Source organism: Thiomicrorhabdus sp. Kp2 (genome assembly GCF_000478585.1).
In the GTDB taxonomy this organism is placed as follows: Bacteria; Pseudomonadota; Gammaproteobacteria; order Thiomicrospirales; family Thiomicrospiraceae; genus Thiomicrorhabdus.
In genome coordinates, this window is the sequence record NZ_ARWI01000001.1 from 1,502,382 (window position 1) to 1,518,401 (window position 16,020).

The window sequence follows — 16,020 nt, forward strand, 5'->3', positions numbered from 1 at the left end:
GAGAGATTGTCGGGTCAAGCCCGATAATAACGGGGGTTTGAAAGGCACTAAGGTAATGAAGCACAAGCTCTTTAGAGCGAAGAACACCTTTTAAGGCGACCCGTAGGGTGAGCAACGCGAATAATCCATAGCTGAAACTGAAGTGTTCGCCAGATATTGCCATGCCATTATTTTTACTTAACCCGCAATGACATACAACTTAAATTTCTTCGTGTCTTCGTGACTTCTCGGCTCTACAGCCGAGTTCTTCGTTTCGTGGTTAAATTTTAATTAAATCAAACATAAAACATTAACAAACAAGGTTTCACGTGAAGCAACATTACGATACATTTTGGCAAAAACTTGAAGACGAACGTTTTACTGAATGGAAGCAACAGCTACCCCAGCTAATAGACGATGCACTTCATCCTGAAGGCAATGGTAATCTATCACGCTGGTTAAAAGGCCTAGAACAGGTTCGTGCTTTTTCAGGAAACACCGACTTTGACCTGAATCAATCGGCCGTTACCGTTGCTCAAAACAGTAACTTAACTGCCCAACAAAAAGTTGAGTTAGAAACCGCTATGCGCGTTTTTCACCCGTGGCGCAAAGGCCCGTTTAAAATTCACGATATTTTTATTGATACCGAATGGCACTCAGACTGGAAGTGGGACAGAGTTCGCCCCCATTTAGCCCCATTAAAAGGTCGCAAAGTTTTAGATATTGGTTGCGGTAGTGGTTACCATTTGTGGCGAATGGCTGGCGAAGAGACGGAGCTGGCGGTGGGTGTTGACCCAAGTCTGTTATTTATGAACCAGTTTTTAGTGCTTAAACACTTTATTGGTGAAAAAGTGCCCGCCTATTTCTTGCCATTAACCCTTGAACAACTGCCTATTTCTAAAAAAGGTGGTGCGTTTGATACGGTATTTTCTATGGGTGTTTTGTATCACCGACGTTCACCTATTGACCATATTTATGAGCTTAAAAACCAATTACTGCCTGGTGGTGAGTTGGTGTTAGAAACCATCGTGGTGCCTGAAGAGTATGGCCAACTATTAGTGCCAGGTGAACGTTATGCGCAAATGCGTAATGTATGGTTTTTGCCGTCAGTCAAAGAGTTGACTCACTGGCTAGAACGCTGTGGTTTTTTAAATGTACGTTGCGTCGATTTAGACCAAACCAGCGTAAAAGAGCAGCGCACCACCGATTGGATGACCTGGAACTCATTAGAAACCTTTTTAGACCCACAAGACCACAATAAGACCATAGAAGGCTACCCCGCGCCACTGCGTGCGGTAATGGTGTGTAATAAACCCAAGTAATCTTTTTACGTAATCTAAATTATTTTAATCATTTTTACTCATAAAACTCGACTCTTGGCCGTTAACTCTAAAACAGAGATAAAACCCTCAATACTGACAACTCTGGTTTTTTAAAGTTTTGGAGTATTACAGCCTTGCCAACCGTCATTAACTACAATCGCTCTAGTCAGAATGCGGTTAATGTTTTTACCAAAAGTCATTCACATGCCTCTACGGCGATGGAGAAGTTATCTTCTGGTAAAAACATTAACAGTGCGTCTGATAACGCTGCGGGCATGGCGGTGCTATCTAAAATGAGTTCTCAACTGAATGGTAACACCCAAGCCATTAGAAATATGAATGATGGAATTTCGCTTGCCAAAACCATAGATCAAGGCCTGCAAGAGGTATTTGATATCTATCAACGCATGAGAGAGCTTGCCGTTCAATCTATGAGCGGAACATACAGTGATGACGATCGTCAACAAATGGATGCCGAATTTCAGGCGATTTATCTCGAAATCGGACATATTGCAGGTAGCACTAAATTTAATGGTATACCGTTATTTACCCAAGAAGATCAGGTTCGTATTCAAAGCGGCTGGGAAGCAGGTGAGGATAATATCATTGAGATACCGACCATTGATTTAATGAATCTAAGCAGTGTAGTAGCACCCCCTCCACCACCTCCTGAAGAATATGACTCATTAGAGTTTGGAGCACCACAGGGTTTTGATGGAATATTAGTGCTTGGCGACACCTATCAGCTGAATTTAATGGGCATGGAATCACTTACTGTAACCTATGGCGCGATACCGTTGCTCGATATACTTGGGCTCGCGGTAACCGCGCCCACTGGATCAAGCGCTAACCAGTTAACCGCCAACTTTATTAACGGTAATGCCAATCTCCAAACGGCTGGTTTTTCAGCAACATATAACGCAGGAGATGGCTCACTGCTTGTTGAATCGACCAATTGAGATTTAACCTCAGCGGATATTGGCATTAATGTGATTAGTGATGTTGGTGCTGGGTTAAGCTTTTCAAAAAATGTTGTTCCTGCCCCAGTTGTACCACCCCCGCCACCTCCCACGGGAGATACTTTGGACATTACAACTATGAGTAATGCCCAGCTCTCAACACAAACCATTGACGCTCATTTAGAAACTCTCACAGACTATGCGGCTATTATTGGTTCCACAGAAAACCACTTACAGTATCAGTCGTCAAACTTAATGAATTTAAATGAATCTACTAGTACGGCTATGTCTCGAATAGCGGACTCTGACTATGCTAAAGAGACCGTTGAGGTTACAAAAAATCAAGTTCTGCAACAAGCAAGTATGGCGATGCTAGCGCATTCCAATGAGATGCCCGAAAGGTATATTAATACCTTACTTCGTTAACAACGAATGGCAAGCAGAGAGAACCTTTCTTAATGACCAAACACACTTAGACTTTTAAACCCGACCTCTGTTTTTTTCATAAACTCGGCTTCTTAGATTTGATTGACCTGCCAGCTTTCTCTTCTAAAGGTTGTTCTGGCCAGCGATGTTTGGGGTAACGGCCTTTCATCTCTTTGGCGACTTCAAAATAAGAATTTTGCCAAAAATGCGCCAAATCACTGGTTGTTTGTATGGGTCTTTGTGCGGGAGAGAGTAACTCAAAGGTCAAATTGACCTTACCCCAAGCCAGTTGTGGTGAGCTTAGTTCACCAAACATCTCTTGCAACACCACTGACACTTTTGGCCGTTGACCTGAATAATCTATTTTGAGTTTTTTACCACTTGGCGTCATATAGGTTTCGGGAGCTTGAGTATCAATAAGTGCCAGGGCTTCATAGGGCAGGCGAGCTTTTAATAGATCCATTAACGCCAAATTTTGTAATGCTTTAACCGAATAAATGCCTTCAATATAGGCAAATAACCAATCGTCAATGGAAGTTACCAGGCCTGGTAAAGTGAAATCTGGCCACTTTTGAGTGTTTTCTGGATTGTGTTGCATTAACCAAATCACACGATTTAACCAGGCCTGGTTGTTTTTAGACCAAGGTAGGATTTTTAAATCCGTATCTATAATCGCTTGATGTAAACAGGCCTGTATTTTTGTATTGTCAGGTTGCGATAACGCTTGTTCATTTAAAACAATCGCCCCGAGTTTAGTTTGCTGTTTACCGACTATCTTTTGGCTCTTTTCTTCAAACCGATAGCTGGCCGATGTTTCAAAACCCAGCATCTCTTCTAATAGGGTTTGTTCAACCGCTGTGGCTAAGAAGATACGTCCCTCATTACGTTGTCCATCTAAATCGGCAATAGCCAGCCATTCACTATTTTTAAGCTGATTATATTCTGGCAACACCGCGCCTTTGCCATTACTGAGTAGATAACGGTTTTCTGTGCTCGATAAACTGCGACATTTAGCCACTCGGTCGGGATAGGCCATGGCCACCAATTTGCCCAGGCTGGTTTGCAGTTGCAATAAAGTGTGTTGAACTGGTTTTTGAATAGCGAGCTGTTTGCCGAGTTTACTGGCGTTGATTAATAGTTGTTCGGCAATACCTGCTTTAATAGGGTAAGCCTTGAGTGCTTGTTGACGGTTTTCTCGGTAGAGTTGAATGGCAAGTAATCGTGTGACTAAATCGGCATCATCTGGCGCATGCAAAAAATGGCTATCGCTCAACACACTCACTAAATCACAGGCCATTGCTTTAATGGAATCAGGTTCATTTTGTAAGCTGGCCAATAGTGCCGAAAAACGCGGTTCAAGTGTGTAGTTAATCGCTTTAAGCCCTTTAGGAGAAAAGCCGATTTGTGGGTTTATTAAATCTAAACGCTGTAACAGAGTAATTGCCGCATCAATATGGGCTTTGGGTGGTGGGGTAAGCCATTCTAACTCGGTAAAGCTTTTTACCCCCCATTGCACGAGTGATAATTGTAATGAGGCTAAATCGGTAGTGGTAATTTCCTCGGCACTGAATGGTTTAAGGGCTTGTTGTTGACTCTCTGTCCACAACCTAAAACAATGCCCAGCTTGCACACGCCCTGCTCGTCCCTGGCGTTGTTGGGCGCTGGCTAAAGAGATTCGTTGGGTAATTAAACGAGTCATGCCACTGCTCACATCGTACAGTGAGACACGTTCATAACCTGAATCAACCACCGCTGAAATATTTTCAATGGTTAAACTGGTCTCTGCAATATTGGTGGCCAACACCACTTTTTGTCGCCCTGTTTTATCAACGAGTAATGCTTGTTGTTGCTGCTCTGCTTTAAGCGCGCCATAGAGCGGCAATACAAGATAATTTGCTGAATCTAATTGGTTAGAAAGCGTTTCTAAACTTCGGTTAATTTCTCCCAGGCCTGGTAAAAACACCAAAACATCGCCATTGGTTTCTTGTAGGGCATTCAGAACAAGTTTATTCAGTTCAGGCAACCATTCGTTTGCATATTGAGAGTTTACAGGCCTGGTAAGATAGTGCGTATTAACAGGAAAACATCGCCCTTCAGATTCAATAATTGGCGCATTGTCTAAAAACTGGCTGACTTTTTGAGTGTCAATCGTGGCGGACATCACCAATATTTTTAACGATTCGTTATAGGCGGTGCGAACCTCTTTACACAACGTGAGACCCAAATCGGCATGAATGGAACGCTCATGAAATTCATCAAAAATGACTAAGCCCACATCACTCAATTCTGGGTCATTTTGAATTCTACTGGTAAGAATCCCTTCGGTAATAATCTCTAACCGAGTATCAGCGCCCACTCGTCGTTCATTACGTATTTGATAACCAATGGTTTCACCCACTTTTTCATTAAGCTGTTTAGCCAAAAATTGCGCAATCGACTTGGCTGCTAAACGGCGTGGTTCGAGCATTAAAATTTTGCCGTCCGTTTTGCTCAACTGACTTAAAAGGTGTAAAGGCACGGCTGTTGACTTACCCGCACCAGGCTCAGCCTGCAATATAAGTTGGCCATATTCCACTAGAGCATTAAAAATGGCGGGTAAATAGGAGGATATAGGGAGTAATTTCACGATTCTGTTTTAAACCATACTAAAAAAAGGGATATTGCATTGAATTTATCATATACATGTGTCTACCTCATTGAATTAATTCCCTATTCTATTTTTTTTTGGTACATTGAGAGAGATTTAATTACCTGAGCATCCTGCATCATGCAATTTTTATCACACTATTCAGTTAAACAATTTGCCATTGCAGCAGTGATTGGTGCCTTAGTTGTTACTACATTTGCCACTTTTCAATTTATCTATCTTGTTGGTGTTGTCAAACCACACCTTTATATTTTGCCATTTAGTGTTGGCAGTGTTTCAGGTCTATTTATCTCCTATTGGATACAGCGCTTTCAACTGGCACAAAAAAACTTACAAGAAAAAAATGAATATTTAGAGCTGGTGCTAGAAGGCTCAAATTTAGGGTTATGGGACTGGTACCCACAAACGAATATTGTGGTTTTTGATGAAAGATGGTGTCAACTTTTAGGTTATAAACTCGCTGAAATAGAACCAACATATAAATCTTGGGAGAGCCGTGTTCATCCTGATGATTTAGAACAGTGTTCTAAAGATATTCAAAAACACATGGATGGAAAAACGCCATTCTATCGGAATGTCCACCGCATGCAACATAAGGGCGGCCACTGGGTTTATATGCTCGACCGAGGTCGAATTGTGAAGAGAGACGCTCAAGGTAAACCATTACGTTTTTCAGGTACTCATACCGATATCACTCATCTTAAACAAGTAGAAAAATCATTAGAAAGAAGTAACCTTAAACTCAAAGAACTCTCTTTAATTGATGGCTTAACAGGCCTTAAAAATCGCCGTGCGCTCGATCAACAACTTAAACAGTCATGGGGCTTTCTCACTCGCAACCAAACTCCTTTTAGCACTTTAATGCTCGATATCGATTTTTTTAAGCAGTTCAACGATGAATATGGGCACCTAGCAGGAGATGACTGTTTAAAACAAATTGCCGAAGTACTACAAACGAATGTAAAAAGAACAAATGATATTGCTTGTCGCTACGGGGGTGAAGAGTTTTTAATTCTCTTTTCAGGGGTTAAGGCTGATCAGGCAGTTGAATTTTCTAACGCAATAAGAGAGCAGGTTGAGGCGTTAAAAATTCCTCATAACGGCTCTCAATGCAGTAAATATGTCACCCTGTCAATTGGAATAAGCGCTTGTGATAAAACACACTGTAATAGTCCAAAAGATTCCATTAGCCAGGCCGACAAAGCACTTTATATGGCCAAACAGCAGGGACGAAATAGGGTCAAATTGTTTGAAGCTGACACGGACAAAGAGAACAATAAAGTAAAACCTTAAAAAACAACTCACAATCTTCTCTAAAGAGCATCAATAAGCACTGATTCTAGGCAGATACATAACTATACTGAAATTTGTCATCTGTTTTATATAAGTGATTAATGAATTCTTGATATCAATCAAGAGTTATAGATTGAGCTATTCCATTTACTGTCTTAATAATGAGTATTTAATTATACTAAGAAGCTAACTATGTTATTGGTTTTTAAGGCGTAGATTGAAAAATATTCCCTTATTAGCACATAGCAAAAGAACATATTCAAAAACAACCATCAATTTCTACAGAAAAGCACCTAACATTGAACTTTGCATATTTAGCATTTTAAAACCAAGGATGATTTTAATGCGCTCTATTAAAAACCTCTTTACAGACAAATAAGGTTCATGTGAAGAAAACCACCTTATATTTACTACCTTTGCTGATATTGCTGGTATTTGCGCAAGGGGTTCATGCATCTCAAAAATTAGTACTTGGCGTTTACCAATACCAGGCTAAAGCTGCCGTTCAGCAGCAATATCAAGGTTTTGCCAACTACCTTTCTGAAGCCTTACCAAACCATGATGTTGAGCTCAAAGTCTATACTCAAGAAGAGCTCCTTTCTGCCTTACAAAAAAAACAACTACAACTGCTCTTAGTCAACCCTAGCCTGTATGAAATCCTAAGAAGCAAAGTGGCATTAAATGGTATCACTGCGACACTACAACTTTTTTATGGTGAACAAGCGCTTGACCAACTAGGCGGGGTTATCTTTACCAAAAAAAATAATACTGAAATACAACAGCTTTCAGACCTTGTTAACCAACGTATCGCCATTCCATCAAAGAATAATACTGGGGCTTATCGAGTGCCTCTTTATGAGCTATATAAAGCAGGAATTGATTATAAAAAGTTGGGTTTTATCGAAGTTGGAGATAATGACTCGGTTATTGAATCGGTGTTATCAGGCAAGGCTAATGTCGGTTTTGTTCGCACTGGTATTTTGGAACAGTGGCTGAACGCTAACAAGCTTAATCTTAATGAAATAAGAATCATAAACCCATTACATCAAGACGAATTTCCTCATATCGTTTCAACAACGCTTTATCCAGAATGGCCATTTATTATATTGCCAGGGTTGGATGAAAATTTAAATCGTGATATTTCAGTGGCTCTATTTGCTTTAAGAGCCGATAACCCTGCCGCCATACAAGCGGGGATCGCTGGCTTTGTTGCACCAAGAGATTACTTCCCTTTTGAAAACCTTTTAAGAACGTTAAAACTGACTCCTTTTGACACTCAGCCTGAAATCACTCCCACAGAGCTATGGCAGCAGTACAAAAACGAAATCACCCTATTCATTGCCTTATTGTTATCGATTACTGGGTTGTTAATCCTCTCAGAAAAACGTAAACACCTTATCTCTTTACAAGAAAAGCGCTTAAAAAAGCAAACGTTGATTGATGAAGTTTTATTAGACATACCAAAATATGCAGAGACGATGGATGAAAGCCAGTTAATGCAATATGCCTTAGATAAAATCGAGAAATTGTCCTCTAGCCCAATTAGTTTTATTCACGCCATTGACCCTAAAAGCGGCTATATAGAACTGATGGCCTGGTCACACAACACGCTAAAGAACTATTGCCATCTAGAAAACTATGAAACACATTACCCTATTTCAAGCGCTGGGGTGTGGGCAGAAGCGGCGCGCAAAAAACAGCCTGTTGTCATTAACGATTATGTAACTTATGAAGAAAAGAAAGGCTTACCTGAAGGTCATGCCTTCTTAAAGAGAATGATTTCACTGCCCGTGATTGAGCATAATGAAGTGGTATTAATTGCGGGGGTGGGAAATAAGCCAACCGATTATACGCAAGACGACGTCAACACTTTTCAGCTTATCCTAAATGAGATTTGGCGAATCGTTAAAGAGCACCGCTCTAATCAACAAATCATGGAACAAAAAAACCAGTTTCAACGCCTTTTAGATGACCTTGGAGAAAGCTATGTGGTTTTTTCACATAGTGGTCAGGACGGGATTTTAAACTACGTTTCAGCCAGCTTTAGTCAAGTCTTTGAGCAGCCAGTTGAAACCGTATTAAACCGCCCCTGGTTTACCAATATCGACTGGCTCCCTGAATCCATAGAAATCGCTCAAAAGAGCACCAATCGACTCATCTCACGAGAAAAAACTACGGATACTTTTATCCTAAAACTCACCTCACCTAAGAGTAAAACCGTCAAAACTCTGCTTGTGCAACACCATGGCGTATATCAAGACGAAAAATTGGTTTCAATTGATGGATTAGTGAGTGATATTACCAATAAAACGGAATCGGAAATTAGACTCAAACAGGCCGCTACAGTATTTGAGTCCGCTAACGAAGGCATTTTAATAAGTGATAAAAATAATCTCATCGTAAGAGCCAATAAGCGCATAGAAGAGATAACAGGCTATTCAGAACAGGAGCTTTTAGGAAAAAACCCCAAAATACTGAGCTCTGGCCTTCAAGATAAGTCTTTTTATCAAGATTTATGGCAAACCTTAAACGATACAGGGAGCTGGGAAGGGGAACTTTATAATCGCAAAAAAAATGGTGAACTTTACCCAGAGCGTTTAAAAATAAACACCGTTTTAGATGATCGTCAAAATACAGCTTACTATATTGGATTACTCTCCGATATTACCTTTGAAAAAGAGCACCAAAATGAACTTGAAAAAATGGCGCACTTTGATGCTCTAACGAATTTACCCAATCGCTTTTTACTCTCTGATCGAATTTCTCAAGCAATTCATGCCATTCAACGATCTGATGAGATGATTGCGATTTTGTTTATAGACCTTGATGGCTTTAAAGCGATTAATGACACTTATGGACACCAGGCAGGTGATTTTCTTCTTAAAACACTGGCTGATCGTATTTTAGATTCTATTCGTGAAAGTGATACTGTTGCCCGAATAGGGGGCGATGAGTTTGTAGTGGTCATCTCCAGTACCAAAGACCAACATGAGTTTTCTGTTATTGAACAGCGCATTCTCGAGGAAACCTCTAGTGAGGTAGTTTATGAAGAACATTCATTACAGGTATCAAGCAGTATCGGTGTTGTTTATTACGGACATAACTATGGCAAACACTTAGGCTCTGAACAGCTACTGCGTTTAGCAGACCAAGCCATGTACCAAGCAAAACAACAGGGTAAAAATACCATTCAACATTATGAGTGGGATAACATTCAAGATAAAAATGAGCTCAGCCAAGCACTCAACCAAGGTTTATTTGAGCTCTATTACCAACCCAAAGTAAACTGCCACAGTGGTGAAGTAATTTCTCTAGAAGGTTTGATTCGCTGGAATCATCCTCAAAGAGGTCTGGTTGCACCCTTTGAATTTTTGCCACAGATTGAACAGTTTGGCCTGATGGACAAGCTAAGCGAATTTATTATTCAAGATGGCATACAGTACTTACAAACGATTAACCAAAACCGAACAAATAAAATTGGTATTAGTTTAAATATTCATGGCAATAGTTTATTGCATGAAGCGTTTATTAATCATCTATTAGCGAGTTTTTTGGATAGTGAAACAATCTCTCCCAATCAACTTACCCTAGAAATCTTAGAAAGCTCTTCTTTAGATAAAGTAGAAAAAATTGCTCATCAAATCAGTCGATTAAAAGAAAAGGGCTTTAAATTCGCGATTGATGATTTTGGCACAGGCCATGCGTCCTTAACTTATTTAAAAAACCTACCTGTGAATGAAGTCAAAATTGATCAGGCCTTTATTCGTGAGATCTTTAATGAACCCAATAGTTTAAGTATTATCGAGGCCATTAAATCGATGGCAGAGGCCTTCAATATATCGGTAATTGCCGAAGGGGTTGAAACAGAACAACACATCGAATTGCTTCTACAACTGGGCATTGAGTCTATGCAAGGGTATGCCATCGGTAAACCGATGAGCCGTACACAGACAGATATTTGGTTAAAAGAGTGGAAAGTCAATCCAACTTGGAAAACGTTAATAGAAATTGCGCCACAAAATAAACAATTGCTTAAAGCACGTTTGGCACATATTGCTTGGGTAAACAAACTTCAAATCGTTATTGCTGACGGTACAGATGAAAATTTAACCTATGACTATTCACCTAAAAGCTGTGAATTTGGACTGTGGTTACTAAATAAAGGCAAAGAACTCTTGAAGCCTGAAGATTATCAAGCAATAGATTATATTCATCAAGAAATTCATAGGTTGGCTAAACAAACAATTGCATCCAGTTTACTCAATATTGAGGAAGATACCCTAGCCCTATTAACAGAACTCAAACAAAAAAGTGCCGAGTTAAACAATTATCTTCTAAAGATTGAAATCTAATCACAGAAAAGGGTACCGTCCCTCCATAAACTCATAAAAAAACGCCCTATATTTCTAGGAATATAGGGCGTTTTTTGTAAGCTTTTTAGCTTTTAGGTTTGTATAAATCGGTTACTTTTTGATTACTTACCTAAAACTTCTTTTAATGCGGCTAAGCAGAACAACACTTTTTCTTTACGAGCACTGTCACCCATTAAACCAATACGCCAAACTTTACCAGCAAGCGCACCTAAACCAGCACCAATCTCAAGATTATATTCGTTTAACAGTTTGCCACGTACTTCTGCATCGTCAAACCCTTCTGGAATCACAACTGAGTTAAGCTGAGGTAAACGCTCACCTTCTGGTACGACAAAATCGATACCCATCTCAGTTAAGCCCTCTTTTAGCTGAGCATGAGCAGCGGCGTGACGTGCATGAGAAGCTTCTAAACCTTCTTCTTTTAACATCACTAATGATTCATGCAGTGCGTATAGCGTGTTAACAGGTGCGGTATGGTGATAAGCGCGTTTTGCACCTTGTCCCCAGTAACCCATTACTAGGTTTAAATCCATAAACCAGCTTGGTACACGTGATTCACGGTTACGAACTTTGTCTAGCGCTTTTTCGCTAAAGCTCACTGGTGATAAACCAGGTACGCAAGAAAGGCATTTTTGAGTACCTGAATAAATTGCATCAATACCCCACTCATCCACTTTAAGCTCAACACCCCCTAAAGAAGTTACCGCATCCACAATCGTTAAGCAGTTATGGTCTTGGGCAATTTTACAAATCATTTTAGCATCCGATAATGCACCTGTTGAAGTCTCAGCGTGAACAAATGCAACAATCTTAGCATCTGGGTTGGCTTTACAAGCGTCTTCCACTTTAGAAGGTGTAACAGCTGTTCCCCACTCATCTTCAACTACAATGGCTTCACCACCAAAACGCTCAATGTTCTCTTTCATGCGACCACCAAACACACCATTGATACATACAATGACTTTATCGCCTGGTTCTACTAAGTTTACAAAACAGGTTTCCATACCAGCAGAACCTGGCGCAGAAACGGGCATTGTTAGTGCATTTTCTGTCTGAAAAGCGTATTTTAGTAGTTCCTTGATCTCATCCATCATGCCGACAAACGCAGGGTCAAGATGTCCAATAGTAGGACGAGCCATAGCTGAAAGCACTCTTGGATGAATATCTGATGGTCCTGGCCCCATCAATGTACGAATTGGTGGATTAAAAGATTGCATATTGGTTACCTTTTTTTAATAATAAGAGGTTAGTCAAAGTTGATTTAAATCAAGTTTTTCACAATTATAGTGTCAAACGCGTGTAATACACAAGGTTAAAAATGGATGTTATTCAAGCTTTAGAAGAAGCCTTAAACAAAAATTGTGTCCTATCAAGTGAAGAAGCTTGTCGCCCTTATGAGTGTGATGGCTTATCCGCTTATCGCCAAAAACCTTTGGCAGTCGTGCTTCCAGAAGATGTAGAACAAGTAAAACAGGTCTTAAAAATCTGCAAGGCTTACAACACCCCTGTTATTACACGTGGTTCTGGTACTGGGCTAGCTGGCGGAACCCTTCCGCTAGAAAACAGCGTAATCCTTGGACTCTCAAAACTCAATAAAATATTACATATTGACCCTCTGCAACGTACTGCGGTTGTGCAACCTGGTGTGCGTAATATCACGGTTTCTGAAATGGCGGCCAAGTATGGTTTGTATTATGCTCCAGACCCTTCATCACAGGTCGCCTGCTCAATTGGTGGGAATGTGGCCGAGAACTCGGGCGGCGTTCACTGTTTAAAATATGGCCTAACGGTTCATAACGTAACCTCCTTGACCGTATTAGATATGGACGGAGAGATTATTCGTTTTGATGAAAAAGACGATGGCCTAGACTTATTGGCTCTATTAAATGGCTCGGAAGGACTATTAGGCGTTATTGTTGAAATTAAACTCAAGCTTATTCCTAAACCCGAAGCGGCACAGCTGGTTATGGCGGCCTTTAAATCGGTAACTGAGTGTGCCGATGCGGTCACAACCGTACTCAAACAAGGCATTATTCCAGCAGGCCTGGAGATGATGGATCAATTTTCCATTATCGCCGCTGAAGATTTTGCCAAAGTGGGTTACCCAGTGGATGCCGCCGCCCTTCTATTATGTGAAGTGGATGGCAGTCACGACCAAGTAAGAGCCGATAGCCAACGAGTAGCGGATATTCTACGTGAAGGTGGCGCTTACGAAATTCGCATTTCTCAAAATGAAAAAGAGCGTATTGCTTTATGGCAAGGCCGTAAAAACGCCTTTCCAGCAGTAGGCCGTTACTCGCCAGACTATTACTGTATGGATGGCACTATTCCACGTAGCCGACTGGCGTTTGTATTGGATGAAATATCCAGATTATCTGAAAAATATGGCTTAAAAGTCGCCAATGTCTTCCACGCGGGTGACGGTAATTTACACCCGCTGATTCTTTACGATGCAAACAAACCAGGCGAACTGGAAGAGACTGAAAAATTTGGCGCAGAGATTTTAAGGCTCTGCGTGGATGTCGGAGGCACCATAACAGGTGAACACGGTGTGGGTGTTGAAAAACTCGACTCTATGTGTCATCAATATCCAGAAGCTGAGCTAGAGATTTTTCATGGCATTAAAAATGTCTTTGATAAGACAGGCCTGTTAAATCCTGGTAAGGCGATACCCACCTTGCACCGCTGTGCAGAACTTGGGCATATGCATGTCCATAATAATCAATTGCCACACCCAGAATTGGAGCGTTTTTAATGTCAATAGAAAGCTCAATTTCTCATTACGCCGACCAAATTAAACAAGCCGCCGTTGATAAAAAACTGCTTCAAATAGCTGGAAACCAAAGCAAGGTGCCCATTTATGAAGATGCTGAACTTTTAAGTATTAACGACCATACAGGCATCGTTAGCTACGACCCTGCTGAACTGGTGGTTACCGTTAAAGCGGGTACCACACTTGCCGATTTGAGTGCCGTGTTAGCCGAAAACAATCAAATGCTGGGTTTTGAACCACCCGAATATGGCAACTCCACCATTGGTGGCACTTACGCTTGTGCGTTAACAGGTCCTTCTCGTCCTTTTAGAGGTGGTTTACGTGATTTTGTTTTAGGCACACAACTGATTGATGGCCAAGGTCGTGAAATGCGTTTTGGCGGTAAGATGCTGAAAAACGTGGCGGGCTATGATGTCTCTCGCATGTTATGTGGTTCTAAAGGTTCTTTGGCTTTAGTCACTGAGCTGAGTTTAAAGGTATTACCGCTTTTACCAGAACGCACCTATTGTATTACCATGCCAGAGGGTGAGGCGATTTTGCTGATGAATAAAATGCAAGGTACCGCTCTGCCGTTAACAGGCTGTGCCTATTTTGAAGGCAAGTTTTATTATCGAGTGGCAGGTGAACACCCTGAACAAGACAACCGTGTTGAGGTGAGTGCGTGCAGTAATGATGTATGGAAAACTTTAAACCCATTCCGCCCAAAATTAGAACCAGGTGAAAAGCTGTGGCGTTTGGATGTTGAAAGTACCAATCCCGCAATAGAAAACACCATTGCCGTAGGAATGGGCGGAACACGCCGTTGGGTTGCGAGTAAGAACAAACCTAATCATCCTTATGTCACACTGTGGCAGTCACGTTTTGCGCCACGCAATAACGATAAACCTTGTGTTCAAAGGATTAAAAAAGGTTTAAAAGACGTTTTTGACCCTCATCACATTTTTAAAGATCTATAAGCGACCTGTTTACCTATGCAAACTCAATTACCTAAAGATTTATTAGCCACTGAAACGGGGCAAACGGCCGACAAAATTTTACGCTCTTGTGTACATTGCGGATTCTGTTTATCCGCCTGCCCAACTTATGGGCTACTGGGCGATGAGTTAGATTCACCACGTGGCCGAATCTACTTAATTAAAAGCGTGCTAGAGGGTAATGAGGTCACGACTGATACTCTCTCACATTTAGATCGTTGTTTAACCTGTCGTTCATGTGAAACCACTTGCCCGTCTGGGGTTGAGTATGGTCATTTATTAGATATCGGCCGAGAGATGGCCGAAGAGAAAGGCAACCGTAGCCTTTGGCAAAAAGTAGCACGTTTTACTATTCGTAAAAGCTTAACCACGCCGTGGTTCTTTAACCTAACCATTAAAGCTATGCCGTTTTTACGTCACTCTAAGGCGGTGCAATTTACAGTAGATGAGCTCACTTTAAAGCAAAACTTGCAAGACCAAGCGGATGCCATGAAATCGAGCGTATTGCTTATTTCAGGTTGTGTTCAACCCGCTCTTGCTCCAAATATTAATCAATCGAGCATTAAGGTTTTAAATCGCTTAGGTTTAAATGTCTTAGAAACCCCACAAGAGCAGTGCTGTGGTGCGGTTGATCATCACCTATCAGGCAGTGACGATGCCATCAAAAAAGTCAAAGCCAATATTGATGCGTGGATTCACTATCTTGACCAAGGTGCCCAGGCGATTATCTCTAATGCCAGTGGTTGTGGCGTGATGATTAAAGATTACGCCCATCTATTAAGAGAAGATAGCGAATATGCAGAAAAAGCCAAACGTGTTGCGGAACACACTTTTGATATTGCCGAATTTTTAAGCAAACAAGACTTATCACTTTTCACAAATTATAAAAATCAAAAGGTCACCTTCCACTCTCCCTGTACTTTACAACATGGTCAGAAGTTACCAGGCCTGGTAGAAGACCTTTTGCGTCGTTTAGGCTACCGAATCAGTCATGTCACAGACTCGCACCTTTGTTGTGGTTCAGCGGGAACTTACTCGATTTTTCAGCCTAAACTCTCTAAACAACTGCGTGATAACAAGCTTAAAAATCTTCAGGAATCCAATCCGCCCATTATTGTAACCGCCAATATCGGTTGCTTAATGCATTTACAAAAAGGCACAAAAACCCCCGTAAAACATTGGATTGAACTGCTAACAAATGATTCATAACTTTTCACTATATACATCATAAATAGATGTAAACCATTCGCAAAACCCAAGCTATACACTACATA

At 41.0% G+C, this 16,020-nt stretch carries 10 protein-coding genes; 8 read left to right on the forward strand and 2 right to left on the reverse strand.

The features are described from left to right. Positions 1 to 308: 308 nt before the first annotated feature. The 3 genes from cmoB (at position 309) to A379_RS06995 (ending at position 2,686) form a co-directional block, all read left to right on the forward strand. Positions 309 to 1,301, forward strand: coding sequence for a tRNA 5-methoxyuridine(34)/uridine 5-oxyacetic acid(34) synthase CmoB (cmoB, locus tag A379_RS06985; RefSeq protein ID WP_040727094.1), 993 nt, complete (start codon positions 309 to 311; stop codon positions 1,299 to 1,301). Positions 1,302 to 1,435: 134 nt separating this feature from the next. Further along, positions 1,436 to 2,260, forward strand: coding sequence for a flagellin (locus A379_RS12715; protein WP_051145069.1), 825 nt, complete (start codon positions 1,436 to 1,438; stop codon positions 2,258 to 2,260). 30 nt (positions 2,261 to 2,290) lie between these two features. After that, positions 2,291 to 2,686, forward strand: a complete 396-nt coding sequence (locus A379_RS06995; protein WP_051145070.1) for a flagellin — start codon at positions 2,291 to 2,293, stop codon at positions 2,684 to 2,686. A 76-nt stretch (positions 2,687 to 2,762) separates the two neighbouring features. Here the strand turns inward: A379_RS06995 and hrpB are convergent, their stop codons facing one another. Then, the gene (hrpB, locus tag A379_RS07000) at positions 2,763 to 5,312 is read right to left on the reverse strand and encodes an ATP-dependent helicase HrpB (RefSeq protein ID WP_040727095.1); all 2,550 of its coding nucleotides are present in this window, start codon (positions 5,310 to 5,312) and stop codon (positions 2,763 to 2,765) included. Between the two features lie 141 nt (positions 5,313 to 5,453). Here hrpB and A379_RS07005 point away from each other — a divergent pair, with 141 nt between their 5' ends. Both A379_RS07005 and A379_RS12720 read left to right on the forward strand, forming a co-directional pair. Then, the gene (locus A379_RS07005) at positions 5,454 to 6,626 is read left to right on the forward strand and encodes a sensor domain-containing diguanylate cyclase (RefSeq protein ID WP_040727096.1); all 1,173 of its coding nucleotides are present in this window, start codon (positions 5,454 to 5,456) and stop codon (positions 6,624 to 6,626) included. Between the two features lie 386 nt (positions 6,627 to 7,012). Beyond that, a complete protein-coding gene (locus tag A379_RS12720; RefSeq protein ID WP_051145071.1) occupies positions 7,013 to 10,978 on the forward strand; it encodes an EAL domain-containing protein in 3,966 nt (1,321 codons plus the stop codon). A gap of 122 nt (positions 10,979 to 11,100) precedes the next feature. Here the strand turns inward: A379_RS12720 and A379_RS07015 are convergent, their stop codons facing one another. Then, positions 11,101 to 12,216, reverse strand: a complete 1,116-nt coding sequence (locus A379_RS07015) for an alanine--glyoxylate aminotransferase family protein (protein ID WP_040727099.1) — start codon at positions 12,214 to 12,216, stop codon at positions 11,101 to 11,103. A gap of 101 nt (positions 12,217 to 12,317) precedes the next feature. Here A379_RS07015 and A379_RS07020 point away from each other — a divergent pair, with 101 nt between their 5' ends. Genes A379_RS07020 through glcF form a run of 3 tightly spaced genes read left to right on the forward strand, consistent with a single transcriptional unit; the run spans position 12,318 to position 15,955 of the window. Further along, positions 12,318 to 13,754, forward strand: a complete 1,437-nt coding sequence (locus A379_RS07020; protein ID WP_040727101.1) for an FAD-linked oxidase C-terminal domain-containing protein — start codon at positions 12,318 to 12,320, stop codon at positions 13,752 to 13,754. Then, positions 13,754 to 14,728 (forward strand): FAD-binding protein, encoded by a 975-nt coding sequence (locus A379_RS07025; RefSeq protein WP_051145072.1) that lies wholly within the window; start codon positions 13,754 to 13,756, stop codon positions 14,726 to 14,728. Before A379_RS07020 ends, A379_RS07025 begins: the two co-directional genes overlap by 1 nt. Positions 14,729 to 14,743: 15 nt before the next feature. Further along, on the forward strand, positions 14,744 to 15,955 hold the full coding sequence (gene glcF / locus A379_RS07030) for a glycolate oxidase subunit GlcF (RefSeq protein ID WP_040727103.1): 1,212 nt from the start codon (positions 14,744 to 14,746) through the stop codon (positions 15,953 to 15,955). Positions 15,956 to 16,020 lie beyond the last annotated feature (65 nt).